At 32.5% G+C, this 26371-nt stretch carries 22 protein-coding genes; 13 read left to right on the top strand and 9 right to left on the bottom strand.

Translation table 11 applies throughout. The annotated features are described in order from the left end of the window. Window positions 1-2 precede the first annotated feature (2 nt). Entirely contained in the window at window positions 3-743 is a 741-nt protein-coding gene (locus EI427_RS12030) for an SGNH/GDSL hydrolase family protein (RefSeq protein WP_126614942.1), read from the bottom strand. A gap of 156 nt (window positions 744-899) precedes the next feature. Between EI427_RS12030 and EI427_RS12025 the strand changes: the two genes are divergently transcribed. The 5 genes from EI427_RS12025 to EI427_RS12005 all read left to right on the top strand — a co-directional run bounded on the left by EI427_RS12025 (window position 900) and on the right by EI427_RS12005 (window position 7327). Further along, complete coding sequence (locus EI427_RS12025; protein ID WP_126614940.1) at window positions 900-2345, top strand: caspase family protein; 1446 nt, start codon at window positions 900-902, stop codon at window positions 2343-2345. Between the two features lie 174 nt (window positions 2346-2519). Continuing rightward, window positions 2520-2915: a hypothetical protein gene (locus EI427_RS12020; protein WP_126614938.1), complete on the top strand. Its 396-nt coding sequence runs from the start codon at window positions 2520-2522 to the stop codon at window positions 2913-2915. 145 nt (window positions 2916-3060) lie between these two features. Further along, complete coding sequence (gene secDF, locus EI427_RS12015; protein ID WP_126614936.1) at window positions 3061-6027, top strand: protein translocase subunit SecDF; 2967 nt, start codon at window positions 3061-3063, stop codon at window positions 6025-6027. Between the two features lie 156 nt (window positions 6028-6183). After that, window positions 6184-6588 (top strand): hypothetical protein, encoded by a 405-nt coding sequence (locus tag EI427_RS12010; RefSeq protein ID WP_126614934.1) that lies wholly within the window; start codon window positions 6184-6186, stop codon window positions 6586-6588. Between the two features lie 88 nt (window positions 6589-6676). Then, window positions 6677-7327 (top strand): hypothetical protein, encoded by a 651-nt coding sequence (locus EI427_RS12005; RefSeq protein ID WP_126614932.1) that lies wholly within the window; start codon window positions 6677-6679, stop codon window positions 7325-7327. Between the two features lie 79 nt (window positions 7328-7406). Here EI427_RS12005 and EI427_RS12000 read toward each other — a convergent pair whose 3' ends face one another. The 8 genes from EI427_RS12000 to EI427_RS11965 all read right to left on the bottom strand — a co-directional run bounded on the left by EI427_RS12000 (window position 7407) and on the right by EI427_RS11965 (window position 14585). Beyond that, a complete protein-coding gene (locus EI427_RS12000) occupies window positions 7407-8519 on the bottom strand; it encodes a DEAD/DEAH box helicase (protein ID WP_126614930.1) in 1113 nt (370 codons plus the stop codon). A 135-nt stretch (window positions 8520-8654) separates the two neighbouring features. Next, window positions 8655-9125 (bottom strand): hypothetical protein, encoded by a 471-nt coding sequence (locus tag EI427_RS11995; RefSeq protein ID WP_126614928.1) that lies wholly within the window; start codon window positions 9123-9125, stop codon window positions 8655-8657. Window positions 9126-9307: 182 nt separating this feature from the next. Next, on the bottom strand, window positions 9308-10171 hold the full coding sequence (locus EI427_RS11990) for an NHL repeat-containing protein (protein WP_126614927.1): 864 nt from the start codon (window positions 10169-10171) through the stop codon (window positions 9308-9310). A 116-nt stretch (window positions 10172-10287) separates the two neighbouring features. Continuing rightward, window positions 10288-11100: a helix-turn-helix transcriptional regulator gene (locus tag EI427_RS11985; RefSeq protein WP_126614925.1), complete on the bottom strand. Its 813-nt coding sequence runs from the start codon at window positions 11098-11100 to the stop codon at window positions 10288-10290. A 32-nt stretch (window positions 11101-11132) separates the two neighbouring features. Continuing rightward, entirely contained in the window at window positions 11133-11822 is a 690-nt protein-coding gene (locus EI427_RS11980; protein ID WP_126614923.1) for a helix-turn-helix transcriptional regulator, read from the bottom strand. A 136-nt stretch (window positions 11823-11958) separates the two neighbouring features. After that, on the bottom strand, window positions 11959-13284 hold the full coding sequence (locus EI427_RS11975; protein WP_126614921.1) for an NCS2 family permease: 1326 nt from the start codon (window positions 13282-13284) through the stop codon (window positions 11959-11961). A gap of 50 nt (window positions 13285-13334) precedes the next feature. Beyond that, window positions 13335-14180: a hypothetical protein gene (locus tag EI427_RS11970; protein WP_126614918.1), complete on the bottom strand. Its 846-nt coding sequence runs from the start codon at window positions 14178-14180 to the stop codon at window positions 13335-13337. Between the two features lie 6 nt (window positions 14181-14186). Further along, a complete protein-coding gene (locus EI427_RS11965; protein WP_126614916.1) occupies window positions 14187-14585 on the bottom strand; it encodes a hypothetical protein in 399 nt (132 codons plus the stop codon). Window positions 14586-14788: 203 nt separating this feature from the next. On the opposite strand from EI427_RS11965, the gene EI427_RS11960 reads away from it, so the two are divergent. From EI427_RS11960 to ccsA, 8 genes are all read left to right on the top strand, one after another. Continuing rightward, window positions 14789-16681: a WG repeat-containing protein gene (locus tag EI427_RS11960; protein WP_126614914.1), complete on the top strand. Its 1893-nt coding sequence runs from the start codon at window positions 14789-14791 to the stop codon at window positions 16679-16681. Window positions 16682-16866: 185 nt separating this feature from the next. Beyond that, window positions 16867-18807 (top strand): serine protein kinase, encoded by a 1941-nt coding sequence (locus EI427_RS11955; RefSeq protein WP_126614912.1) that lies wholly within the window; start codon window positions 16867-16869, stop codon window positions 18805-18807. 72 nt (window positions 18808-18879) lie between these two features. Then, window positions 18880-20061, top strand: coding sequence for a YeaH/YhbH family protein (locus EI427_RS11950; RefSeq protein ID WP_126614910.1), 1182 nt, complete (start codon window positions 18880-18882; stop codon window positions 20059-20061). Between the two features lie 30 nt (window positions 20062-20091). Further along, window positions 20092-21489, top strand: a complete 1398-nt coding sequence (locus EI427_RS11945) for a SpoVR family protein (protein WP_205727853.1) — start codon at window positions 20092-20094, stop codon at window positions 21487-21489. A 302-nt stretch (window positions 21490-21791) separates the two neighbouring features. Next, window positions 21792-22376 (top strand): cytochrome c nitrite reductase small subunit, encoded by a 585-nt coding sequence (nrfH, locus tag EI427_RS11940; RefSeq protein WP_126614906.1) that lies wholly within the window; start codon window positions 21792-21794, stop codon window positions 22374-22376. A 63-nt stretch (window positions 22377-22439) separates the two neighbouring features. After that, window positions 22440-23963, top strand: a complete 1524-nt coding sequence (gene nrfA / locus EI427_RS11935) for an ammonia-forming cytochrome c nitrite reductase (RefSeq protein ID WP_126614904.1) — start codon at window positions 22440-22442, stop codon at window positions 23961-23963. A 178-nt stretch (window positions 23964-24141) separates the two neighbouring features. Then, window positions 24142-25380, top strand: coding sequence for a cytochrome c biogenesis protein ResB (locus tag EI427_RS11930; protein WP_126614902.1), 1239 nt, complete (start codon window positions 24142-24144; stop codon window positions 25378-25380). A 35-nt stretch (window positions 25381-25415) separates the two neighbouring features. Further along, the gene (gene ccsA / locus EI427_RS11925) at window positions 25416-26228 is read left to right on the top strand and encodes a cytochrome c biogenesis protein CcsA (RefSeq protein WP_126614900.1); all 813 of its coding nucleotides are present in this window, start codon (window positions 25416-25418) and stop codon (window positions 26226-26228) included. Window positions 26229-26371 lie beyond the last annotated feature (143 nt).

The following is a 26371-nucleotide window of genomic DNA, read 5'->3' as shown; positions in this document are numbered from 1 at the left end:
TCTTATGGTTCAAGCAACTGATTAAAAACATCATCTATAATATCACTCACCCAATACTTATACATCTTTGCAGAAGGATGAAGACCATCTGAGGCTATTAATGTACGATCTTGTTGTGCCATTTTAGAAATACTTGTAATATTAAAAAAGCGAACTCCTTTAGAATAAGTAAGGCTTGCTTTAGAAGAATTATACTTATCTATTTCTGTGGAAATACTTGGTGATGGTGCTGAGTAAGTTGCTCCGTAATCTGGTATGCTAAGTACTATTACATTATCAGTATTGTTATTACCGTACTTGATCGCAATATCTAGTAGTTGAGGGTATTCTTCTAAAAAGACATCAAAATTAATTCTTTGGTACTGATTATTTACGCCAATCAATAAAGTAACAAGGTCGTAATTAGTTAAAAGTGTGTTTTTTTGAGTGTCGATTGCGTTTAAAAGGCTTTTTGTTGTCCACCCTGTTTGAGCAATGTAGGTTACTTCTCCAATAGAATATCCTTTTGCTTCTAATTGTACTTTTAGCTGTTCATTCCACCGGTCTTTTTTCTGTACACTAGCTCCAATTGTATAGGAATCTCCCAAAGCTAAAATCTTTAAAGAACGAGTAGGAATGTTTTCATTAATAACTGTTGCCGTAGTAGTAGAATTATACGAAGGTGAGGGATATTCTTCCGTTTCGTTGTTACAACTAATCGTTAAAATAAAAATACTTAATAGTCCAACCAGATAACTTTTCATGAGTATTTATTTAATAAAGGCACAAAACCTATTTCGTTTGTCATACTTTAGGAGTTAAAACATTAAAAAATAGTTTTTGTTTTGAATCAAAGTAAAGTACATCATGTAATTATACTAGAAGATAGTTATTTTTGCTTTTCAACTTATAGAACACTCATGAGAACAACAATATTTTTAATACTAAGTCTACTTTTTTCAATTTCTACTTTTGCTCAGAAAAAAATTGTGGTAATGCCTAAGGTTGCTAAAGGAGGAACCATTTGCAATGCATATCAGATATATGATAATAAAATAAGTATTAGTGCCGTAGAGAATGTGTACAAAAAAAATAGATATAGTGTTGTAAATTCATCTGCTATAATAGAACAATTGTATTCTTCTGGAGGGTGCTATAAAGCAAATGATGAAGTTCAGAATGAAATAATCTCTCAAAACGGATTAAAATTATATACTCAAATTGCTGCTAAAACAAAGACTTCTTATAACGGGTCTTTTGTAGAAATTACTGTAAATGTTTTTGATGTTTCTGAAAGAAGATTGTTGGCTACACAAGTGTCAAAATCTACTCCTAATTATTCTACAGATAAGAAGAAGCAAATAGAGCAAGCATTTGAAAAAATAATTAAACCTTTGATGCAAACTGCAACAGCAAATCTTGCAGCAGGAAAGTATTTAGATGTACCGAAGGCTGTAGTGATACCTGTAATTAAACAAGCACCTGAGAAAGAAACACCTAAAGAGGAAGTTCTATTGGTAAAGAAAGAAGTTCCTGTAGAAGAAGTTGTTGAAGTATATTCTAGTGATGTTGACATTAATATTCCTAAATCAAATAAAGTAAATGAAGATGCAGTTGCTGTAATTATTGGTAACAAAGCTTACAGAAATCCAGATGTGCCAGAGGTAAAATATGCTGTTCATGATGCTAAAATTATGAAGAAATACCTTATTGAAACATTTGGTTTTAGAGAAGGGAATATCATTTATAAAGAAAACGCTACACAGGCAGACTTTAATGCCATTTTTGGCATTAAGGGTAATGCTAAAGGGAAATTATACAATTATGTAAAACCAAATAAGTCTGATGTATTTGTGTTTTATAGTGGTCATGGAGCTCCAAACCCAGAATCCAAAGAGGGTTTCTTTGTTCCGGTAGATACAGACCCATCTTTAATTCAGTTTAACGGTTACTCTTTAACTACATTTTATAAAAACTTAGGAGAGGTTCCTTATAAATCATTAAATGTAGTTATAGATGCGTGTTTCAGTGGTTCTTCTGATGGAGGAATGTTACTTAAAAGTATCTCGCCTGTTTTTATTAAGACAGAAAATAAAGTAATGAACGATGAATTAGCTGTAATTATGTCAGCCTCTCAATCAGAGCAAGTTGCTTCTTGGTATAATGATCAGAACCATGGTTTATTTACCTATTTCTATTTAAAGGGGTTACAAGGTGCTGCTGATACAAACAACGATAATAAGATATCAGTAAAAGAGATGTCAGAATACATTACTTCAAATGTAGAATATATGGCAAGACGATTAAATAACAGAGAACAGAAACCACAAGTAGTAGGAGATGCTACTATTTTGATTAGAGAATAGTTACTTTCTGTTGAAAATTAGTGCAAAAGCAATAGTAAATTATTGCTTTGACACTTAGTTATCATGTCCCATAACTTTTTAAAGTTACAATTGTGTTTTTTTTAGTGAAAAACACCACCCTACATTGTGATTATTTCTAAATGATTCTTATTTTTGCTTTAATAGTAAGAATCTATGCAAGAAAATAAGTACATATCATTCAAATTATTTCCATTTATGATGGCAATAGTTATCCTTTCAGCATTATTTGCTGAGACGGTGTATGCTGTGACTATGGATGCAACTGTTATCACTACAGTAGCTTCTGCATCAGAAGACGACTCAGATCAAGGTAATACTCAGAAAGCAACTTTCGATGTTTTAAAAGAACAATCGAATGCTTTGCCACAGAGTACAGAAAGTATCCAATGGTGTAATGTTTTTATAAAAACGTTACCTCCAACAGAAAACTTTAGATTGATCTTAAAGCCTAACGATAACATCAAACCTAATGGACATCAACAAGATGCTCCAACTTCAGCACACAAATCTTGTGTGTTTGGCTTGTACGCCGCACCAAATGCACCTTAATTAAACCTAATTAAGGGTACTCCTATCATTTAATAGACACTTTTTACAGAATTTGTAGGCAAGTAACGACTTGGCTATTCTAATTCTTGTGTGTATATATATTCAATTAATCATTTCAGCTATTATATAGTATTTTTTTACAATTATGAGAAACAGAGGTTTTGTACTGTTTATTGCGATCACAGTGACGCTATTCAGTTTATTCGACCTATCATTCACAGTTGTATCTCGTTCAGTTCAGAACAGTGCAGATGAGTATGCAATGGATTCGAAAGGTCATGTAGACTATTTTAAAAAACAAGCTTACATTGATTCGGTATGGAAATTACCAGTTTATGATTTAGGCTTCACTTCTTACACATACGAAGAGGTAAAAAACAAAGAATTAGCATTAGGTCTTGACCTTCAAGGTGGTATGTCAGTAACATTGGAGGTTTCTCCAATCGAAGTGATTAAAGCTATGGCTGGTTCTAATGTAGATCCTGCTTTTGAAAAGTCAATTGCTGCTGCATCTGCTGCAGAAAAAGAAAATAGAGAGTCTTTTACAGACAATTTCTTTAGTGCATTAGAAGAGAACGCTCCAAACGTTCCTTTTGCAACTTATTTTGCTACTTCATCTAACAAAGGAAGAATTTCTTTTAATTCTCCAAACGATAAAGTTAAAAAATTAGTAGAGTCTGAAGTGGATGGTGCTGTAGATAGAGCATTTGAAATTATCCGTACTCGTATTGATAAATTTGGTGTTACACAACCAAACATTCAACGTCTTCAAGGTACTAACCGTATTTCTATCGAACTTCCTGGTGTTGATAACCCAGAGCGTGTTCGTAATTTAGTACAAGGTGTTGCAAAATTAGAGTTCTTAGAAGTTTGGACAAACCAAGAGGCACAGCCTTACATTTTCCAAATGAACCAAGCTTGGGTAAAACAAGAAGAAGCTCGTAAGAAATTATCAGGAGAAGTAGCTAAAGCTGACGCTCCTAAAAAAGAAGCATCTGAAAATTCATTATTCGAAGGTGACTCTACAACTGCTGCTGCAGATTCTGCAAAAGTTGACGAAACTTCAGTTTCTCCTCTTTTAGCTAAAATGCAAGGTGGTTTAGTTTACTCTGATGATGATACAGCAGCAGTAAACAAAATGCTACGTGATACAGAAGTTATGGATGTTATCCCTTCTGATATGAAATTTATCTGGGCTCACAAACCACTTGCTGAACAAAACGGTAAGAGCTTCTACGAATTATTCCCAGTGAAGAAAGATCGTGAAGCAAAACTTGGTGGTGATGTTATTACAGATGCAATCCAAACTTTTGATCAAAGAGCTCAACCTGCAGTTTCAATGTCAATGAATGTTGAAGGTGCTAAGAAATGGAAGAAAATGACTGGCCAAAATTTAGGTCGTCGTATTGCTATTGCTTTAGATAATGAAGTATATACTGCTCCAACTGTAAATTCTGAAATTGACGGTGGTCGTTCTGAAATTACGGGTTCTTTTGATATCAACGAAGCAAAAGATTTAGCAAACGTTCTTAAGGCTGGTAAATTACCTGCTCCAACTCGTATTATCGAGGAAGTAGTAGTTGGACCATCATTAGGTAAAGTTGCGCAAAGCGAAGGTCTTAATTCAGTATTATTAGGTTTAAGCTTAGTAATCGTATTTATGATCGTTTACTATGCTAAAGGTGGTATTATTGCAAACGTTGCTTTATTATCAAACATCTTCTTTATTGTAGGTATTTTAGCAGAGCTTGGTGCAGCATTAACGTTACCAGGTATTGCAGGTATTGTACTTACAATTGGTATGTCGATTGATGCCAACGTACTTATCTTCGAACGTATTCGTGAAGAACAAAGGGCAGGTAGGTCGTTATTACAAGCAATTAATAATGGTTATGACCGTGCATTCTGGACAATTTTTGATGCCAACGTTACTACTTTATTAACGGGTGCATTCTTATATGTATTCGGAATGGGACCAATTAAAGGTTTTGCAGTAACATTAATGATTGGTATTGTTTGTTCATTCTTCTCAGCAGTATTTATTTCTCGTTTAATTGTTTCTTACTTCACTAACAAGTATGGCGAGGAAACTAAATTAAGCTTCGAAACAGGTTTATCTAAGAAATTAGCTGGACAATCTAATTACGACTTCATGGGTAAACGTAAGATTGCTTACGCTGCTTCTGTAGTTGTTATTATTGCAGGTCTTGCTTCTTTATCAATTAATGGTTTAAACTTAGGTGTAGACTTTACTGGTGGGCGTAGTTATATTGTAAGCTTCGACGAAGCGATTGTACCTTCAAAATTACAAGCTTCTTTAGTGAAGGATTTTGATGGTAAATCTGTTGAAGTTAAAACTTACGGTAACGATCAAACTTTAAAAATTACTACAGCATACCTTGTAGACGACGAGTCTACTGAGGCAGATACTAAAGTGCAACAAATTGTAGTAAAAGGTATCGAGAAGTTTACTGGAGATAAATTCTCTGATAAACAAAAAGTAGATGCTGGTACTTTTGTTATTCCTTCTACATCTAAAGTAGGTGCTACTATTGCAGATGATATTACAGATGGTGCAGAAGAAGCAGTATTGTTCTCTTTATTAGGAATCTTTGCTTATATCTGGGTACGTTTCCGTAGAGCTAACTTTGGTATTGGTGCAATTGCAGCATTAGTTCACGATACATTAATTGTATTTGGTGCTTTTGGTATTGCAAACTTATTAGGTGCTGGTTTTGAATTAGACCAAGTATTTATTGCAGCAATCTTAACAGTAATTGGTTATTCTATTAACGATACAGTGGTTGTATTTGACCGTGTTCGTGAAGAAGAAGAAAATTCTAAAGATGGAGATCAATTAATTAACGTTATCAACAAAGCAATTAATGGTACATTAAACCGTACAATTATTACTTCGTTTACTACATTATTAGTAATCTTTGTATTATTAGTATTTGGTGGTGAAGCATTAAGAGGATTCTCATTCTCATTATTTGTTGGTATCATGGTGGGTACTTACTCATCTATCTTTATCGCTGCTCCAGTGGTATTTGATACTTCTAAAAAAGAAATCAGAAAGAAAGCTACTGAAGCTACTGCTGTTAAAGCATAGTTTTATTTCTTTTAAGATATATAAAAGCCCTTCTGAGTATTCTCAGAAGGGCTTTTTTTCGTTAAAAAATCTCATTTCAATTAAATGAATGTTTACATAGGTGTCTTTTATTAATAATTGTACGTCAGTAGTATAAATAATAAAAGACACTCAACTATGAAAAATAAAATAAGAGTAGTATTTCTATTACTGTTTTCATTCTGTTTTGGAAGTCAAATCATTGCAGATGATGATATTATAATTGAAAAAGACGCTAAAGTATATATCCATACATCTGGACGAGGAACGACAGCATATGCCTTTAATAATAATGGTACAATGAAGTACATTGTAGAATATTCTGATGGTTCATTTTACGAATTTTCAGGAACTTATAGATCAGAGAATACCGTTGTAAAGGTACATTTAGAGGAAGGTAAAGGAAAAAATAACGCCGGAATTGAAATGAATCATTTAAAACCTCAAAGAACAGATATTGAGTTTACAGTTAAAGAAGATGTTATTATAGAGAGCGGAGCATCAAATATTTATCAATTATTACAAGATAAAAAAGTGAAGTAATCAATTCGTATGCTTATTTTTAGGTTCGAATAGATTTATGTAAACAATCGACTTTTTATTTTAGAATTCAACTTTCAAATTAAATAAGATGAAATTAATTCAGATCCTATCCATACTACTAATTACAGCTTGTTCAGTATTTGCACAAGGTTCGTATCCATTTGAGAAACAAATTGTATTTCAACAATCTCAAAACGGTAAAGTTCAAGAATATCCTAAGGCTACCTTATTGGTAGGTCCTGCAGAATATTTGGGAGCAAGAGTAGTATCAGAAGAAGATGCAGGTTCTCAGTATATGTTATGTGATTTTGAAAATAACAAATACTTAATATTAATGCGTCAGTTTGGACAAAAGATAGCTGTAGAATCTCCAGTAGATCCAAAAACTTTAGATGTATTGGGCATTAAAGATGTTCCCGTAAAGGAGAATAAAAAATCTAAAGAAGAAATTCTTGGTTCTAAATGTAGAGCCTTTGAAGGAGAAAAAGACGGACAGAAAGTTGAGGTCTTTATTGGTAAAGTAGATTTCCCTGCAAAAGGATTAGAAAACCTTACTAAAATCTTAACTCAGAAAATTGGTGTTGAATTAGAAGATGGCGAAGTATTATTAGGAGTACGTTTTACAGATCCTAAAAATAACTCGAACATGATGATAAAAGCGGCAGAGGTTGTAAATAAAAAGTATAACTTATCTACTGTAGGTTACAATAAAATGAGTACTAGTGGCTTCGGTTTCTAAGAAAATAAGTATCAAAAAAAAGCGAGTCATTCTAGATAAAAGAATGACTCGCTTTTTTTATGTCTAAATGGAGTGATGATTAATCAAAAATTTGTTCCATTGTGATTCCTAAAGAATCTTCAATGTCATCAAGTTTAGTCATCTCTCTTTTACTTACAATACATAAAGAAGTACCTGATCTACCTGCTCTTGCTGTTCTACCACTTCTATGAGTAAAGTATTCCATTTTATCTGGAAGTTGATAGTGAACAACGTACGCAAGGTCAGCAATGTCAATACCTCTAGCTGCTAAATCTGTAGCTACTAAAATCTGTAATTTGTTACCTTTAAAAGCACGCATTACTTTATCTCTTTCTTTCTGAGATAAATCACCATGGATTGCTTCAGCCTTAAACTGTTTACCATGTAATTGCTTAGATACTTGTTGAGCTTCTGCTTTTGTTCTTGTAAAAACAACTCCTCTTGCATCTCCCTGGGATCTAATGAACCAGTTTAATGTTTCGATTTTTTGTTTTTGTTCAGCAAGAATATATTCAAACTTTATCTTTTTATTGATAACGTTAAATGGATTTACTTCGATACGGAACGCATCTTTATCCATATGTTTATTTACAATATCATTGATACCTGCAGGGAAAGTAGCAGAGAACAACCATGTCGCTTTTTTATTTGTTGTAAGACGAAGAATTTTAGACAGGTCTTCTTTAAATCCCATACTTAACATCTCATCAGCCTCATCCATTACTACGGTTTTAACTTCAGACAGATCAATAGCATTACGGTCAACTAAATCTAATAAACGCCCAGGAGTTGCAACAACAATATGTGTTGGTCTCTTTAGGTTATTGATTTGTTGATCGATAGAAGCTCCACCATAAACAGCCTCGCAGAATACTTTATGATAGTATTTTGTGAAACGGAATAATTGCTTCTGAATTTGCTGTCCTAACTCACGTGTAGGTGAAAGGATTAAAGCTTGAGGTTGAGAACTTTTAGGATTTACAGTCTGAAGAAGAGGAAGGCCAAAAGCGGCTGTTTTTCCTGTACCTGTTTGTGCTTGTCCGATAAAATCAGTTCCTTTTGTGATTAAAAATGGGATTGATTTTTCCTGAATAGCCGTAGGTTCTTCAATACCATTTTCTACTAATGCTTTTACTAAAGCATCTTGAATTCCTAATTCCTTGAATGTCATCTTTTTCTTTTTATTTCTTGACGAAACACAAAGGTAGGTTTATTTATTGGGAAAATAGAAAAAACGGCATTTCATATAGAATCTTTAAGAAAGAGTATAAAAAAAAGGACTGTGGGGAAGCAGTCCTTTTTTCATTTAATTACGGTAAACATTTACCCATTCTACATAAATTAATTTTGGATTGTCTTGAAACATCTCCTTTGGTAATTGAATATCTATGTAGGGTAGATCTTTAATTGAAGTTTTTAATTCAGAACCTTTGAATGTTGAAACATACTGAGGTTGTCTCGGATTTGAGGAATAAAATTGCTCAAATAAATGATCTTTGTCGGTATTAGAATAAGCTTTAAAACCTTCTAGCCTATCAAAAGGCATTCTTAATGTTATTTCTTCTGGCCATATATGTCCTTCGGGGCGTGTAATTGTACCTTTCCCAATATCTGAAATTTCAGTAAAAACGATGAGTTTTTCATGGTCTAATGTATCGCTAGTTTCAACTTTATGAAACCCCTTTACAGCCTCGTAACGCACATCAGTATTTACCTCATCAGAACTACTACAGCCTAAGCAGAAGAGTGTAGTAGCAATCAATAAAATACTTTTCATTCTGTTAATAAAATCGTGAAGTTTAAATTCCGTGTTTTAATTTATAAAATACCGAAGAATTAATTATATATTTTTAATATTATAACATAAAAAAAACGCTTTACAGTATAAATCCCCTTCAAAAAAGTTGGATTTATACTGTAAAGCGTAAAATATTTTTATAAACTACTTCTGTAATCTAATTAGTAACCTAGTTTAATAATATTCAGATTATTAGAATATTCACTTGCAATGGCCAGTTCGTTTGTTCTTTTTATATAAAGTAAACCACTTGGTCCATCTGTAGAAGATTGGATAACTCTTGCCTCTCTTTTTAAGCTACTATTAATTTTAATTATTACATTTTCTTTATGGTCTGCTCCCCAAGCAGTAATGTAATAACTCATAGATTCATTAAAAGTAATATCTTCTAAATAAGGAAATTCATCAACTGTTAATCGTAACTCAATTTCTTTATTTCTAAGGTTATAAGTATAAACCCCTCCACCACTTTCTTGAGAACTTAGAATTAAAATTTCTCTTAATTTTTTATCGTAATATAACCCAGTAGGGTTAACAATATCAGCAGTAAGAATTTCTTGTTTCTTAGATTTTATCGTGATTTTAAAAATCTTAGAAACAGATTTGTCAGATACAAATAAATGCGATCCATCACAAGCTATGCTATGTAAAGCATTGGCCCCGTCAATATTTTCTTCAAAGACTTTTTTAGATGTTTTTAATTGATAGCCAACCACTCTATTGGAATCTGCAACATATAGAATACCTCCATAAGTAGTTAATCCTCTAGGGTGTAATAAATCTTTTACGGCAAAAACAGCACCTCCTCGGCGACCTCTTTTTATGATACCATGGTTACCAGGAGAACTAATATAAAACAGTCCAGATTTCTCATCAAAGGCTACATCAGTAGGTTTTATAAGTTTTGCATTTGGATCGGCAGTAATTGTCTTTTTGTTTTTCTTCTTTTTGCCTTCTTCTTTTTGGGCAAAAACAGTACTCGTTAAAGTTAAACAGAAAAAGAAACTAAAAATTATCTTATACATACTAAAAATTTTGTCTGCAGTTTTATTCACATGCAAATATAGTATTTACTTTATACAACTATCTTTCAACAAGTAATAAAGTGTTAAATTATTATTTTATTCAATGTTGTTATGCATTAAAGAATACCCTTTTTAATGGCTTTAGTAGCTAATTGAATCAGGTTATTTACATTATTTTTCTTAATCATATTTTTTTTATGCTTGTTCACTGTTTCTATAGAAATAGCTAATTCTATGGCAATAGCCTTTGCATTTAAGCCATTCGAAATATGAATAAGGATTTCTAACTCTCTTTCCGATAAGTTAATTTCTGGTACTTGATCAGTAGGAGAATGAGTAAATTTCTTTATATCTATATGATGTACATCATTATTAATAATATTAAAAAAAGACAGTTTATATTCCTGTTTAGTAGATATATGCGATATATCAGTAATACTAGAATAGAATTTAGTAATCTGACCATTTTTGATTTCAAGAGGAATATTTTGTTGCATAAACTGATTGATCATTCCTTTAGAATTATTTATTCTGAAGGTAAAACTTGATCTATAATTACATTCTATATCTTTATAAAATAGAAAGATAAAGTAATTAAAAAGTTTATTGATTGAGTAAAGGTAGACGTCTTTATCTTCTTCTAATGTCAATACATCAAGACTTTTGATTAGAAACGATAAATCAGATTCTATGCTTGGAAACTCGAAGTTAATACCTCTATTTTTTAATACTAAAAAGGTGAATTTTTCAACATCAACTATAAAATCGACAGTAGGTCCAGGATAATTAAAGTAACTGCTCTTTTCAATTATAGTATTACTTTGATTATAAGATGCATTGGTATTGGAAATTATTTTTTTACCAATACCTTTATTTTCATAAATGTAAGTTAGGTTAGCTACAAAATCTGTAGCAATTAAATCTATCATAATAGTAGGGGAAGTAGGATGGAGTGTGCTAGTTAAATCATCTTTAATTTTACAGCTTTTTTTATAGTATTCATAATATTAGATGTGCCAGTTCTTGTAATAATATTTTTTTTATGCGTAGTAACAGTATGTATACTAACATTAATTTTGTCGGCTATTTGCTGGTTTGATAAACCATTACTAACTAAAAATAGAATCTCAATTTCTCTCTCAGACAATTGAGTAGTTTTAATATTTTGTTCTAACTCTTCTAGAGAAAGGATAGTAGAATAGGAAAATTTATGTATTGATGTAATAATACTAATACCATCTTTTTCAATATTCTGAAAATTATCTTTAATAATAGATACAGAAGCTGAGCAAATTGCAATTTTATTACCTGCAGTTAACTGATCTATAGAAACTTCACAAACACATTCAGCAACAGAATTATCTTTTCTAATTAAGGGGAAGTGAAAAAATACATTATAATCGATATATGTATTAATATGTAGCGCTATAAATGAGTTATAGATACTAATATAATTTTTAATATTCTTATTGAAGAAATTACTGTCAGTAAAATGAAAACTCGAATTATTTAGAATCTCATTTTTGATATATCCTGTTTCGCTCTCAAGATTATCTGAAATACTTGAAATTGTTAAGTTTAAACAGTCGTATGTAAAGTGGAAGCTATTTCCAAGACTTAGGTAAGTGTCAAACCTAGTGTTGTTGTTCATTAAGTGAGTAGTAATAAAGTTTTAAATCTGCAGTAAAAGTGGTAAGCAATTTAATGTATAATTCTAATATTAAAATAAAAAGCAGTAAAGAATCGTAATCCTTTACTGCTTTTTTATATTTAATGAGTGTTATGTGTTACGCTAGTGCTGCAATGTATAAATTAACAGCAGATAGTAAACCAATAACCCACATAACTTTCGAGATTCTTTTTACCTGACCGCTGCATAATGCAATAATTAAGTACGAAAGGAAACCGAATGTTAATCCATTACTGATACTGTAAGTTAATGGCATTAAGATAATAGTTAAGAAAGCAGGAGCTCCTTCTACTAAATCACTAAATTCAATATCTTTTATATTTTTAAACATATAAATACCCACCATAACTAATGCAGGGGCAGTAGCAAATGCAGGAACAATAGTTACTAAAGGGGCAAATAATAGGGCTATTGCAAATAAAGCAGCAGTAACTACAGAAGCTAAACCTGTTCTAGCGCCTTGTGCAATTCCAGAGGCAGATTCGATATATGTTGTAGTTGTAGATGTTCCTAGAACAGAACCAATTACAGTTGCTAATGAGTCGGCTTCTAATATTCTTCCAATTTTAGGAATATTACCCTTTTTATCTACCATTTTAGCTTCATAAGAACAAGCTACAATTGTACCTACAGAATCAAATAAATCAACAAACATAAAAGAGAATATTGGAGCAATAAATGCTAAATCCAATGCACTCATTATATCTAGTTTAAAAGCAATAGGTGCCATAGATGGAGGTAAAGAAACAATTTCTGAAGGTAATGCTACTTCACCCATAGCCATACCTACAATTGTCATTACAATAATTCCAATTAGAATTCCACCTCTAACTTTCATTACTTCTAAAACAACTATAAATATAAGACCTAGTAATGCTATAATTGTAGGTGTACCTAAATGTCCTAAACCAACTAATGTAGCTGGGTTAGAAACTACTAGACCCATATTTTTAAAACCAATAAAAGTAATAAAAAGCCCAATACCAGCTGATGTTGCTAAACGTAACGATAGAGGGATTGCATTTACAATTTTCTCTCTAACACCTAAAACAGTAAGTAGTATAAAAGTAATACCAGATATAAATACAATACCTAAAGCTGTTTCCCAAGGTAAACCTCTACCAAGTACTAAAGCATAAGTAAAGAATGCGTTTAATCCCATTCCTGGAGCCATTGCAAAAGGTACTCTCGCCCAAAGAGCAGCCAATAAAGTACCAATAAGAGCTGCAACACATGTTACAGTAAATAAGGCTCCTTTATCCATACCTGCTTCACCTAAAATACTAGGGTTAACAAATATAATGTAGGCCATTGTAAGGAAAGTTGTTACCCCTCCAATTACTTCTTGACGTTTGGTAGAACCGTGCTTTTTAATATTAAAAAAGCGCTCTAAAAATCCATTTTCTGCCTGTGAATTATTCATTTCAGGTTTGTTGTAGTATTAGTAAATTAATTGAATTGGTTGCAGAGAAATTACCATGTTAAACGAACTGCAGCTTGAGGAGCAGTTACAGATAATTCGCTGTTATAATGCATATATAAATCTAAACCTACTTCAAGTTTTGTAAACTCGTCAGGCATAAAGTGTTGTCCTAAGTTGTAAAGAACTCTAGGTTGAGCAAGGAAATCTGTACCCCACATATAGTTGTTGTTTTCTGTATCAACACCATTTGGAATAAAATCGAAGAAACCTTGTAAACGAATTCCTAATTTTCTTGATAATGGGATGTCGTAAACACCTGTTATTTGTGCTAAGTTAGATTGCTGACCAGCAAAAATTGCAGATTTATAATACACCATCAATTTTAAGAATGTATCGTAATTAGCTGTTTTAAAAGTGACTCCTAAACCGCCTAAAAGTGCATAGTAACCAGAGTAAGATACATTTAACTGACCTTCTGCCGAGAAATCTTTAAAGATCCAGAAACCACAATCTTTCCCCGTAATTTTATTTAATGATAACCAAGGAGACCATTCTGTATATAAACGAATAGGCCCTTCCGTACCTTCAACTGGGGCACCTGTAGCAGGATCGAATATAGGAGCTCCGTTTTGATCAAATTGTAAATCTGGAATCATGTTGTCTGCAGCCATAAAATTAATGAAAGCATAGTTACCACCGTAACTCCATTCAGAAACGTGGTCTAAAGTTAGTAGCCACATATTTCCATTATCAGTATTGTTACCAAACTGAAAATCTTTATTACCACTTCCGTAAGCAATTTGACCAAAAGTAGAATTGTAGTTCTGAGCAATAGATTCTGTTAATGTCAGAAATAGTACAGAAACGAATAAGGTAAGTAGTGATAAATTTTTCATGATTTTTTAAATCAGATTTGAATAAATAAGAGAATTGGAAAAGAAAAAAGGAATATTTTCTGCTCTTGTATGAACAGGAAATATTCCTTTTTTTAGAATTAAAAATGTATAGATATGCTTTGGTACAGTAGTAATTAAATACAACCTATTCCCATCGCCTTTATCTCGAGAGGCATCTATTAAACTACCTAAAAAACTAGCAAACATTAATGCTATTATACTTGCTCCATTATTTTGATAAGGTAAACTTTTAGAACAATATAAAATGTTCTTGTTACGTTTAATATTTGTTGATTTGTAAAAAGGAACTGAAAATAAAGAGAATAAAATATCAACTCTTTTTTTACACGACTTTAACCTACTTGAGGTTGGAGTAATAAGCTTTATGTCCTTTTTTTGAAGCAAGTTTGTTTTGTAGTTTCGATAGAAGTTGTGCAAATGTATTGTATAGTTTTTTAATTTTATAACATTTAGTTAATTAATGTAATATTTAATGGTAAAGTAGGATTTTTTTACCACTGTTTATTTATTAGTTTTTACTAAATTGAACTCAAGATGAAAATGCTTATCTTATATATATCTTAAAATTTCGTTATTTAAATAATCAGATGAAGTCTACTATCACAGTTATATTGTTAACCCTATTTTTATGTGTAAATAATAGTATTGCTACTACAGAAAAAGACAAGTTAATACCCGTAAGTAAAGATAATAAATGGGGATATTGTAATACGTCCAATAATCTAGTAATCAATTACTTATTTGATGATGTGAACCCGTTTAGCGACAGTGGTTTAGCTATTGTTACTCTAAAACAGAAAAAAGGTGTAATTGATTTAAATGGGGAATGGGTAATTAAACCTAAATATTTAGAAATAAAGCAAACTTTAGTAGATAAAGAATTCATTGTCTATAACACTAAGAACAAAGCCGGAATAATTAGTGGTAATGAAGATAAACTATTACCCTTGAAATATGATAGTATCCGAGTTTTTGATCAGTTTGATACATATTTAGTATATCAAAATAATAGTTGTGGATTGTATAGTGTTAAAGAAGGAAAATGGAAGATAGATCCAGTTTATAAATCTTTAGTTTTTGATGTAAATAACTTTCTTTTAATAGAAAACGAACAAGGTGTAGGTATTTTAGATCCTGTATCATACAGTATGATTACAGAACCAAAAGTTTCTCATTCAAAAAGTAGAGGAATAGCAACTACAGAATTGATCACTTTTGATAAATGGGATGATATCTCTGCTATTAAAACAGTAAACGGTTATAACCTAATTAATAAAAAAGGACAGTTACTAACTCAGCCTTCAGAAAGTCAGATTAGAGAAATTGATACTGAATATTATCAGTCTCAAGGATTTAATTTAGCAGATAATGCACTTTATATCTCTAAGAATATAATTTATTCTTTAGAAGATGATGGTACTATTGTAACATCAGAATTAGAAGATCATAAAGTGGAAGCTCACCCAAGTTTAGAAATTAAGAAAGTAGCTGCAGGTAGTTATGTGCTCTATAATGATGATGAAGAAATACCTCTAAGTTATGACAGCTTAGTTTACTTTAATCACAGAGTTTTACAAGGCATATCTTTTGATTCTGAAACAGGGGAAACAAAACACACATTAATATCTTTAGATGAAGATAATTTAGGCGAGATTCTAGTAAACGATTATGAATCTTTGAGAAGCTATTCTCCAGTATTAGAAGATGACAAACCTGTAGAATGGATTATCGTAATGGATGACCAAAATAAGCAAGGTGTTTATGATATAGATTTAAATGAGTTTGTTGTAGATATTAAATACGATCAACTTTATACCCCTTATGTAGAAGATTACGGTCTTTTAATTGTCGGTAACAGAGGAGATAAGTATGCTTTTTACGATATTAATAAGCGTAGTCTTGTTACAGATATGAGATACGAATCTACGGTGGGGCATGAAATTGAACTTACACATGAGATACTTTTATTGGAACGCAAAGTGAAAGACGGCCCAGCAAGACAAGTAACGGATCTTTACTCATTAAAAGATGATAAACTTACAGGAAAGTCTATAAATGGACATTCTATTTCTATGCGACACCAAAAAGGAACGGTACATTATAGTAACAACCGTAAAGGGTGGGAACAAAATATAGACTATCAATTTTCTGAATTTGCACCAGAGCATTACGCCTTTATGTTCTTACAAGATAAAGGAGATGGGAAAATTGGAATTGGCTTTTTAGATAAAGATTTTAATACGGTTTTTCCTTCAAAATATGCAACAGTAGAATTTGTAGAAGAAGGTAATCCGTATTTAAAAGTAACTGATTTTGAATTTAATGAAGGCATAGTAAAAACAGACGGAAGTGTTGTTGTACCATTAGGTAAATATGTTAGCGTAGGAGCTATGAAAGACGGTATGGCACCTGTTGTAGATCAAAACGGAAGATCGTTTTATATCAATGAAAAAGGAGAGGAGTATTCTGTAAATGATTGATATGTAGTTGTTTATAATTGATTTTGATTGGTTAATATCGTATATTATAGATAATAGTTAATTCCAATAACTAATTTGTTGAGTAAAACTTGACAGATTTTTTATCTATACAAATTTATCCAAGCTAAAGTTTTTCAAGTCAATCATTTGATGAAAAACTATTATTAACCAAATCAAAAACAACTATGAATGCTGCAAATGACCAAAATGAGTTCAAGAAACTCTTTGATTCCTATCGAAAATCAAAAAGTAAAGAAGTAAAAAGTATCTCATTTTTAGATTACTTAGAAGAGGTTCAAAAATCTTCAGAATTATCAGATTTAGCCCATAAGCGGATGTATAAATCAATTACATCAAATGGCTTTTCTAATCTAGATACAGAAAAAGATGTTCGTTTAAGAAGAATTTTTGGACCTCATACAAAACTTAAAAGTTATAATTTTTTTAAAGATGAATTTTTTGGAATTGAAAGGGTACTACAAAAGTTAGTGCGGTACTTTCATTCTGCAGCTTTAAAAGGAGAGGAAAGCAGACAAGTCCTATTTTTAGTAGGTCCTGTTGGTGCTGGTAAATCATCATTAATAGAAAAATTAAAAAGTGGATTAGAAGAATCAGCACCTTTTTACTTTTTAGAGGGTTCTCCCATGAATACTAATCCTTTATTGGCAATACCAAAAGAGTTACGTCCAGAAATGGAAAGTAGATTAGGTGTGGAAATTGAAGGAGAGTTAGACCCTGTAACGCAATATATTCTTGACAACGAATACAATGGCGACTTTACAAAGTTTAAAGTTATAAAAAGGGAATTTAGTATTCGGAAAAGACATGGTATTGGAATGGTACCTCCTGTAGATCCAAATAACCAAGATACATCTGTATTAATTGGGTCCGAAGATATTTCTAAATTAGACAGGTACAGTGAAGACGACCCAAGGGTTCTGACACTTAATGGAGCTTTTAATGTAGGCAACCGTGGATTAGTGGAGTTTATTGAGGTGTTTAAAAACGAGATTGAATACCTACATGTAATGCTTACGGCTACACAAGAAAAAAGAATTCCTGCACCGGGTAAACACGGCATGATCTATTTTGATGGTGTAATTTTAGCACACTCTAATGAAGCGGAATGGAATAGGTTTAAGGCAGATCATACTAATGAAGCAATATTAGACCGTATTGTGAAAGTTGAAGTCCCTTATGTTTTAGAAATATCAGAAGAGATTAAGATTTACAAGAAAATTATAAATAAGTCAGATTTTAATGCACATATAGCTCCACATTCTCTAGAGATAGCTTCTATGTTTGCTATTCTTACCCGATTAAAACCTACCAATAAATGTGATTTACTCACAAAACTTAAATTGTATAATGGTGACGAAGTAACTGAAAATGGTCAATCGAAGCGTATAAATGTTCTTGAGTTAAAAGATGAACACGAAGATGAGGGAATGAGCGGTATTTCTACTCGTTTTATCATGAAATCATTAGATAACGCTTTATCAGATACTGAAACCAATACAATACACCCAATAGCTGTTTTAGATGCTTTACAAACTAAGTTAAAAGAAGAGCCAATGGCAGGGGATGTGAAGGATAGTTACATGCACATCTTAAAGGATATTTTATACAAAGAATATCTGAAAATGTTAGAAGGAGATATTACAAAAGCATTTGTACATGCTTATGATGAACAAGCAGAGTCGTTATTCCAAAATTACTTAGACCATGTAGAGGCCTATGTATTAAAGCGTAAAGTAACTAGTCAGAATAACGAAGAACTTGATCCAGATGTGAAATTTTTAGATTCTATAGAACAACAAATCGGTATAACCGGAACAGCTGCAGATGGTTTTAGACAAGATGTAATGAGTTATGTTACTCACATTTTACGTCGTAATGGAGAATTACATTATTCTAGCTACGAACCATTAAAAGAAGCAATAGAGAAGAAGCTTATGGCTTCTGTAAAAGATATTACAAGAATAATTTTAAAAGCTAAAACAAGAGACGATAGCCAGAAATCGAAATATAATGAAATGGTAAATCAAATGATAAGTATGGGCTACAACGAAGAAAGTGTAGAAGCAGTACTATCGTTTGCATCAAATAATTTGTGGAAAGATTAATCTCTAACCTCTGCTACTTCTATTTAGTAGTAGAGGTATTTCATATCATTATTTAAAATTAAAAATCTCATTATGGCTATTTTTAAAGAGTTTAGTAAACAGAAAAGAGATCGTTCTGTTGCAGATAGGCAGCGTCACAAAGATTTAGTAAAAGATAAAATAAAGAAAGGCATTGCTGATGTAATTGCAAACGAATCGATTATTGGACAGAACAAAGACAAGAAGATTAAAGTACCCATTCAAGGTATTAAGGAGTATCGGTTTGTGTATGGCTCAAATAAAAGTAAAGGTGCAGCACAAGGAACAGGACAGGAGCAAAAAGGACAAGTTATTCAAGATCAGAATGCTCCTGCTCAGAAGGGACAAGGTAAAGGGGAAGCAGGACAAGACCCTGGAGAAGATATTTATGAAACAGAAATAACTTTAGAAGAAGCTATTGGCTTAATGTTCGAAGATTTAGAACTTCCTGATATGGATAAGAAGAAGTATTTTCAGACCGATACTGAGGTATTTCGAAAATTGGTGGGGTATCAGAAAAAAGGCATTCGTGCTCGTTTATCAAAAAGAAAAACAATGATGAACAGAATTAAGCGAATGAAAGCAAAAGGGGTTGATAGCATCACGTTAAAAGAAGAGGAAGAACTATTTCCGTTTCATAACGATGACCTAGTTTACAGAAGGCTTCAGGTAGATACAGAGGAACATTCTAATGCAGTTGTAATGTGTTTAATGGATACTTCTGGCTCTATGGATCAAACAAAAAAATACCTTGCAAGAAGTTTCTATTTTATGCTATATACCTTTTTACAAACGAGGTATGAAAATACTGAAATTGTTTTTATTGCCCATCATACAACAGCAAAAGAGGTGACCGAAGATGAATTCTTTCATAAAGGAGAATCAGGAGGTACAATTATATCTTCAGCATATCAAAAGGCATTAGAAATTATAGAAGAAAGGTACAATCCTGTACTATGGAATATTTATGCATTTCATTGTTCTGATGGAGATAACTTTTCATCTGATAATAAAAAAGCAATAGAGTGTGCAACCAAACTTAGCGAGGTTTGTAATCTATTTGGCTACGGTGAAATAAAACCAGATATGGGATATTCTTGGTCTACAATGTTAGATGAGTACAAGAAAATTGAAGAAGATAATTTTGTTTGTTTAAGAATGAGGTCTAAAGATGCTGTATGGCCTGCTTTAAAGAAGTTTTTAAATAAAGACAAGACAAATTCTTTAATGGATTAAAAAACTTGAAGAACCAAAAAAAATACAATTATGGACTGGACATTAGATGATTTAGCCCGTTGGAACGATAAGATAGAAAGAGTTGCGCAAGATTGTGGTTTAGATTACTACCCACAGGAATTCGAAGTTTGTGATTATCATGATATGATTGGTTACCAATCGTATGTTGGAATGCCTTCAAGGTATCCTCATTGGAGTTTTGGGAAGTCTTTCGAGAAACAAAATACTATGTATAAGTTAGGTATGTCTGGCTTAGCATACGAAATGGTTATTAACTCAAACCCATGCTTGGCTTACCTTATGATTGATAATCCATTATCTATGCAAATATTGGTAATGGCTCACGTTTATGGACACAATGATTTTTTTAAGAACAATATAAATTTCTCACATACAAGAGCAGAGTTAGCATTAGAATCATTTAAGTTAAATGCAGACAGAATTAGATCATATATAGAAACTCCTAATATTGGTTATGAAGGAGTAGAAAGAATTCTTGATGCAGCACATGCAATTAGTTTTCATGTTGATAGAAATCAACGTATAGTAAGGTTGTCTGAAGATGAACAAAAACTAAGACACTTTGGGCAGTTAAATAGAGAAAGAGCTACTTGGGACGATTTGAAAATTGAAGTTGATAAAGAAGAAGAGTTTATTCCAACTCTATCAGAAGACCTATTATTATTTCTAATTGAACATAGCCGTTTTTTAGAAGATTGGGAAAAAGATATATTGAGAATTGTACGTGATGAAACTTTGTACTTTCTGCCCCAAATGGAAACAAAAATTATGAACGAAGGGTGGGCAAGTTTTTGGCATTATACTATTCTGCATAAACTTAATCTACCACCAGCAATGCACGTAGATTTTATCCGGTCACATAATCAAGTAATTCGCCCTCATTTAGGTGGTTTGAATCCTTATCATATAGGCTTTACGCTAATGACACATTTGGCAGGGAAAAAAGATATGTTTGAATACGAAATCAATAATCAAATTTTTGATACGAGAACAATTGATAGAGATGCGTCTTTTTTGAGGAGATTTCTTACACAAGAATTAATGGAAGAACTTGGTTTATTTGAGTACGATCAAAATAATGGGCAGGTTAAAGTTTCAAACGTATCAAATGATTTTAAAGGTTGGAAAGAAGTCAGAGATACATTAATTGCTCAAACTGGTACGGGAAGTATTCCAATTATTAAAGTGAAGGGAATTGCACCTTTATCAAATACATTACAATTACAACACGAATTTGATGGGAGAGAATTAGAGCTTGGGTATGTCAATAAAACATTAGCTTATATATCTACTTTATGGTCGAATTTTCCTGTTGTTTTAGAGACAAATGTAGAGGGGAAAGGAGTGAGTTGTGAATTTAAAAATGGAGAGTTTTCTGTTTCTCAAAATGAAATAGAAGACGAATAATATTTATTTGTGTAAACAAGTATAACGAGTAATGATTTTTTTTTATGAATGTTATTATTTTTTACACCTTAATTGATGTAGTTATATTATCAATAGATGCTCGTGTACTGTATTATTAAATAAAGTATAACCTTGTAAATCGCTGTTATTTAGTGTTTTATGAGGTTTTTTTTGATGTTATTTTTTGGTTTGATATCAATCAATGTCAAAAGTGATCTTTGTCACTTAAAAGCTGTGATTATGCTTACTATTACAGAGGGGTAACAATTATATTTTTGCCTTAAATCAACTAATATTTAAATATGGGAAAATCGATACTACGTTACATAATTCCACCACCTGAGTGGAGGTTTGCGGCTATCATTTCCATAGGTATGTTAGCTGGAGTAGCTACTTACACACTTTATGTGTCTAATGCGTTTTCGTATTTATCAGATGATCCGAAAGCATGTGTAAACTGTCACCTAATGGCTCCGGAATATGCAACATGGCAACATAGTTCGCATAGAGATAATGCTTCTTGTAATGATTGTCATGTACCACAAGACAATATTTTTAACAAGTATTTCTTTAAAGCGAAAGATGGATTATACCATGCGAGTATGTTCACATTAAGAATGGAACCTCAGGTAATTCAAATTAAAGAAGCAAGTAGCGACGTTGTACAGGCCAATTGTGAAAGATGTCACAATAATCTAAATGAAAATATTGGATTATTAGATAGCAACACTAAAATGGCAATACACGGAGAGGGTCGATTATGTTGGGATTGCCATAGAGAAGTACCTCACGGCAGAGTCAAAAGTCAATCTTCTACTCCAAATGCTCGGGTACCTGTGAAAGGAAGTCCAACGCCTGCTTGGCTAAAATCGATTATGAGTAAATAATCAACAGGCAACAGGATATAATAATAATAGATACTAATTAGGATACAAACAACCCTATATACAATGTCACTTAAGAAAATTATTAATGATAAACCAGCGGTAGGTTGGCTAATATTCGCCCTTAGTATGGCTGTAGTATTTGGCCTAGGTTTATTAGCGTCTTCAATTACTGAAAGAAGATTAGAAGGTGAGTATTTAAATGCTCAGAAAAGACCTATAGCGAAGTTAGAACCAAGAAATGAAGTTTGGGGAGAAAATTACCCAAGAGAATTTGAGTCTTATTACGAAACTAAAGATACTACTTTTAGAAGTAAGCACGGCGGTGGAGCTATGATTGATATGTTAGAAGAAGATCCTAGATTGGTTATTCTTTGGGCAGGTTATGGTTTTTCTAAAGATTACAACCAAGGTAGAGGACACGCTTATGCGATAGATGATATCCAAAATTCTTTAAGAACAGGTGGTCCTTTAAACGAAAATGAAGGTCCTATGCCAGCAACTTGTTGGACATGTAAATCTCCAGACGTTCCAAGGTTAATGAACGAGTTAGGAGTAGAAGAATTTTATAAAGGAAAATGGGCGCGTCATGGTGCAGAAATTGTAAACCCAATTGGGTGTGCAGATTGTCACGATGAGAAATCTATGGACTTAAAAATTACTCGTCCAGCATTAATTGAAGCTTTTGAAGCACAAGGGAAAGATATTTCTAAAGCATCTCACCAAGAAATGAGATCATTAGTATGTGCACAATGTCACGTTGAATATTATTTTGATAAGAAGTTACCTGGTAAAGAAGGAACTCCTTACTTAAAATTCCCTTGGAGAGACGGTATGACTGTTGATGACATGGAGAAATACTATGACGAAATCGACTTCAGTGATTGGACGCATAAATTATCTCGTGCACCAATGTTAAAAACTCAACACCCAGACTACGAATTATTCACAGAAGGTATTCACGGTCAAAGAGGTGTTTCTTGTGCAGATTGTCATATGCCTTACAAATCAGAAGGTGGACAAAAATTCACAGATCATAAATTACAATCTCCTCTTAACAACGTTGCAAATTCTTGCCAAGTTTGTCATAGAGAATCAGAAGGTAGCTTAATCAAGAGCGTTTACGAACGTCAAGATAAGATTATCGAAACAAGAAATGAGCTAGAAAAAATGTTAGTAAGAGCACACATCGAAGCAAAAACTGCTTGGGATAATGGTGCTACTGAAAAACAAATGGAACCAATCTTAAAAGCTATCCGTCACGCACAATGGAGATGGGACTTTACAGCTGCATCTCATGGTGGTTCTTTCCACGCTCCTGTAGAAATGGGTAGAATTGTAGCTACTGGTATGGATAGAGTGTTAGATGCTCGTGTAAGATTAGCGCGTCTTCTTTCTAAATTAGGTGTTGGCGATGTTGCTTACCCTAATATCCAAACTAAAGCACTTGCTCAAAAGTACATTGGAATGGATTTGAAGAAGTTAGAAGCTGAAAAAGAAAAATTCAAGGAAGAATTACTTCCAAAATGGATTGAGGAAGCTCAAAAACGTGAGGCGACTTACGATGAGAAATTCTACCAATCTAAATAAGATAGTTTAAAGAGCTCATCTTATACACAAAGACCGTTGATTTTAATAATCAACGGTCTTTGTAATTTATAAACATTGCATTTGCATTTATTTGATACAAACGCATTTCGTATTGCTACAATAAAGAATTTTCCATCAGTCTGTAAAAAGATTGAAAACATATTAATTTACTAGAGAAATGACAAGACCAACACACGAACAACGCACTCCTCTATGGCAATTTCCATGGGGTTATGCCGAATCTTTTATTTTTGGTATCGGGTTGTTTTTAACCGGCTGTATTCTTCAATATACTATTGGTAGTGTTAAAGCAGTACACTACCCACTAAACATGTATTTTATGCTAACCTTTTGGTTTGGGTTAGGCTTTGTACATTATTTTGCAAAAAAGACTTCTGTAGTTAAATGGTTGCGTTCTGTACCATTAGCTGTTGCTTCATCTGTACTTGTATTAGTTTTGGTTGTGGTGATGGGAACTATCCCTCAAGCATCTTACGACCCTACTATTGAATTGGATCCATTGGGTTTTTCTAATATGACAGAAAGCTGGCCTTTCGCATTTGTCATGTTTTTGATGTTAACCAACCTAGGTTTAGCAACATGGAATAGGATCCTTCCTTTTAAGTTGAAAAACTTAGGTTTCATTTTTAATCATTTAGGTTTATGGGTAACAGTTGTTGCTGCCGGTTTAGGTAGCGGAGACCTTCAACGTTTATCAATGGATTTATACGAAGGAAAAACAGAATGGAAAGCTTACGATAAAGACTTAAATGATGTTGAGCTACCACTTGCTATCAAGCTTAATAAATTTTCAATTACAGAATTCCCTCCTAAAATAGCTTTTGCTAACCGAGAAACTGGTAAAGTAATGAGCAAAGGAGAGAATGCTTTTGTAATGATTGATCCGGATTTAAAAGCGTATTTATATAAAGACTGGAAAGTTGAAATTGTAAAATACCTTTATGAGTCTGCCCCTGTAAATGGTGTATACCAACAATTTAATGACGATGGAGCTGCTCCTGCTGCTTTAATTAAATTGACAAATCAGAACACAGGAAAAACCGTTGAAGGATGGATTTGTGCAGGTTCGTTTCGTTTTGATGGAGCTACTTTACAAGTAGACGATGAATATGAAATTGGTATTCTACCTCCAGAAGCCAAGAAATTTAGTTCTAATGTTACTTTATACACTAAAGATGGAGAACAAAAAACTACAGACTTAGAGGTAAATTACCCTATTGAAGTAGGGGGGTGGAAAGTATATCAATTAAGTTATGATGAACGCTTTGGACGTTGGTCTAAACTAAGTGTAGTTGAATTGGTGAGAGACCCATGGTTACCAGTTGTATATATTGGTATCTTTATGATGATGATAGGTGCTGCTTACATCATTTGGACTGGCCAAAAACAATCATAGTTTAAGTAGTTACTTTCAGAAAAAATATTCGTGTTATGACACATTTTGATACTTGGGTTACATTCCCATATTTTTCAGTTGGAGCAATTATCTTATGGTGTATTGCTGGTTTCTTGTTATTTAAAAGTGAAAAAAAATCATCTAAAGAAACAACCGCCTTACTTGTTGCTCTTGGAGGAGTAATAACGATAGGTGCATTTATAACAATATTGTGGATTTCTTTAGAACGACCTCCTTTAAGAACTTTAGGTGAAACTAGATTATGGTATGGTTTCTTTTTATCTGCAGTAGGACTTATTGCTTATTTAAGGTGGCGATATAAATGGTTTGTAGGCTATAGTTTAGCTATGGCTTCTCTGTTTTTATTAATTACTTTATCAAATCCTGATACGTACAATAAGGCATTAATGCCTGCATTACAAAGCCCTTGGTTTGTCCCTCACGTGGTTGTTTATATTTTTGCATATGCTTTGTTAGCAGCCTCTTCTTTGGTAGCGTTTCATGGTTTGTATCAGCATAGTAAAAATCAACTAGTACAAGAAACATTAGATATGGCTAATAACCTGGCTTATATAGGGTTAGGTTTCTTGACTTTCGGTTTATTATTTGGTGCTTTATGGGCAAAAGAAGCTTGGGGGCATTATTGGACATGGGATCCAAAAGAAACTTGGGCATTCTTAACTTGGTTAAGTTATTTAACGTATGTTCATTTAAGATATAGACATCCTGATGCAGTCAAAAAACCATTATGGGCATTGGCTTTATCATTTGGAATTTTATTGATCTGTTGGTTTGGAGTAAATTACTTACCATCGGCACAGCAAAGTGTTCATACCTACACACAATAGAAAAATATTTAAGTTAAACAATGATGTTTGACCTCAAAAAGCCATGAAAATCTATTTTCATGGCTTTTTTGTGATTAAATACTGAGAAATTTGCATTTTATCTCCAAATTAAGACGCTTAAAAGAATAAAAATATGTTCTTTT

It is taken from the genome of Flammeovirga pectinis, assembly GCF_003970675.1.
In the GTDB taxonomy this organism is placed as follows: domain Bacteria; phylum Bacteroidota; class Bacteroidia; order Cytophagales; family Flammeovirgaceae; genus Flammeovirga; species Flammeovirga pectinis.
This window is presented reverse-complemented; position numbering and strand designations above follow the sequence as displayed.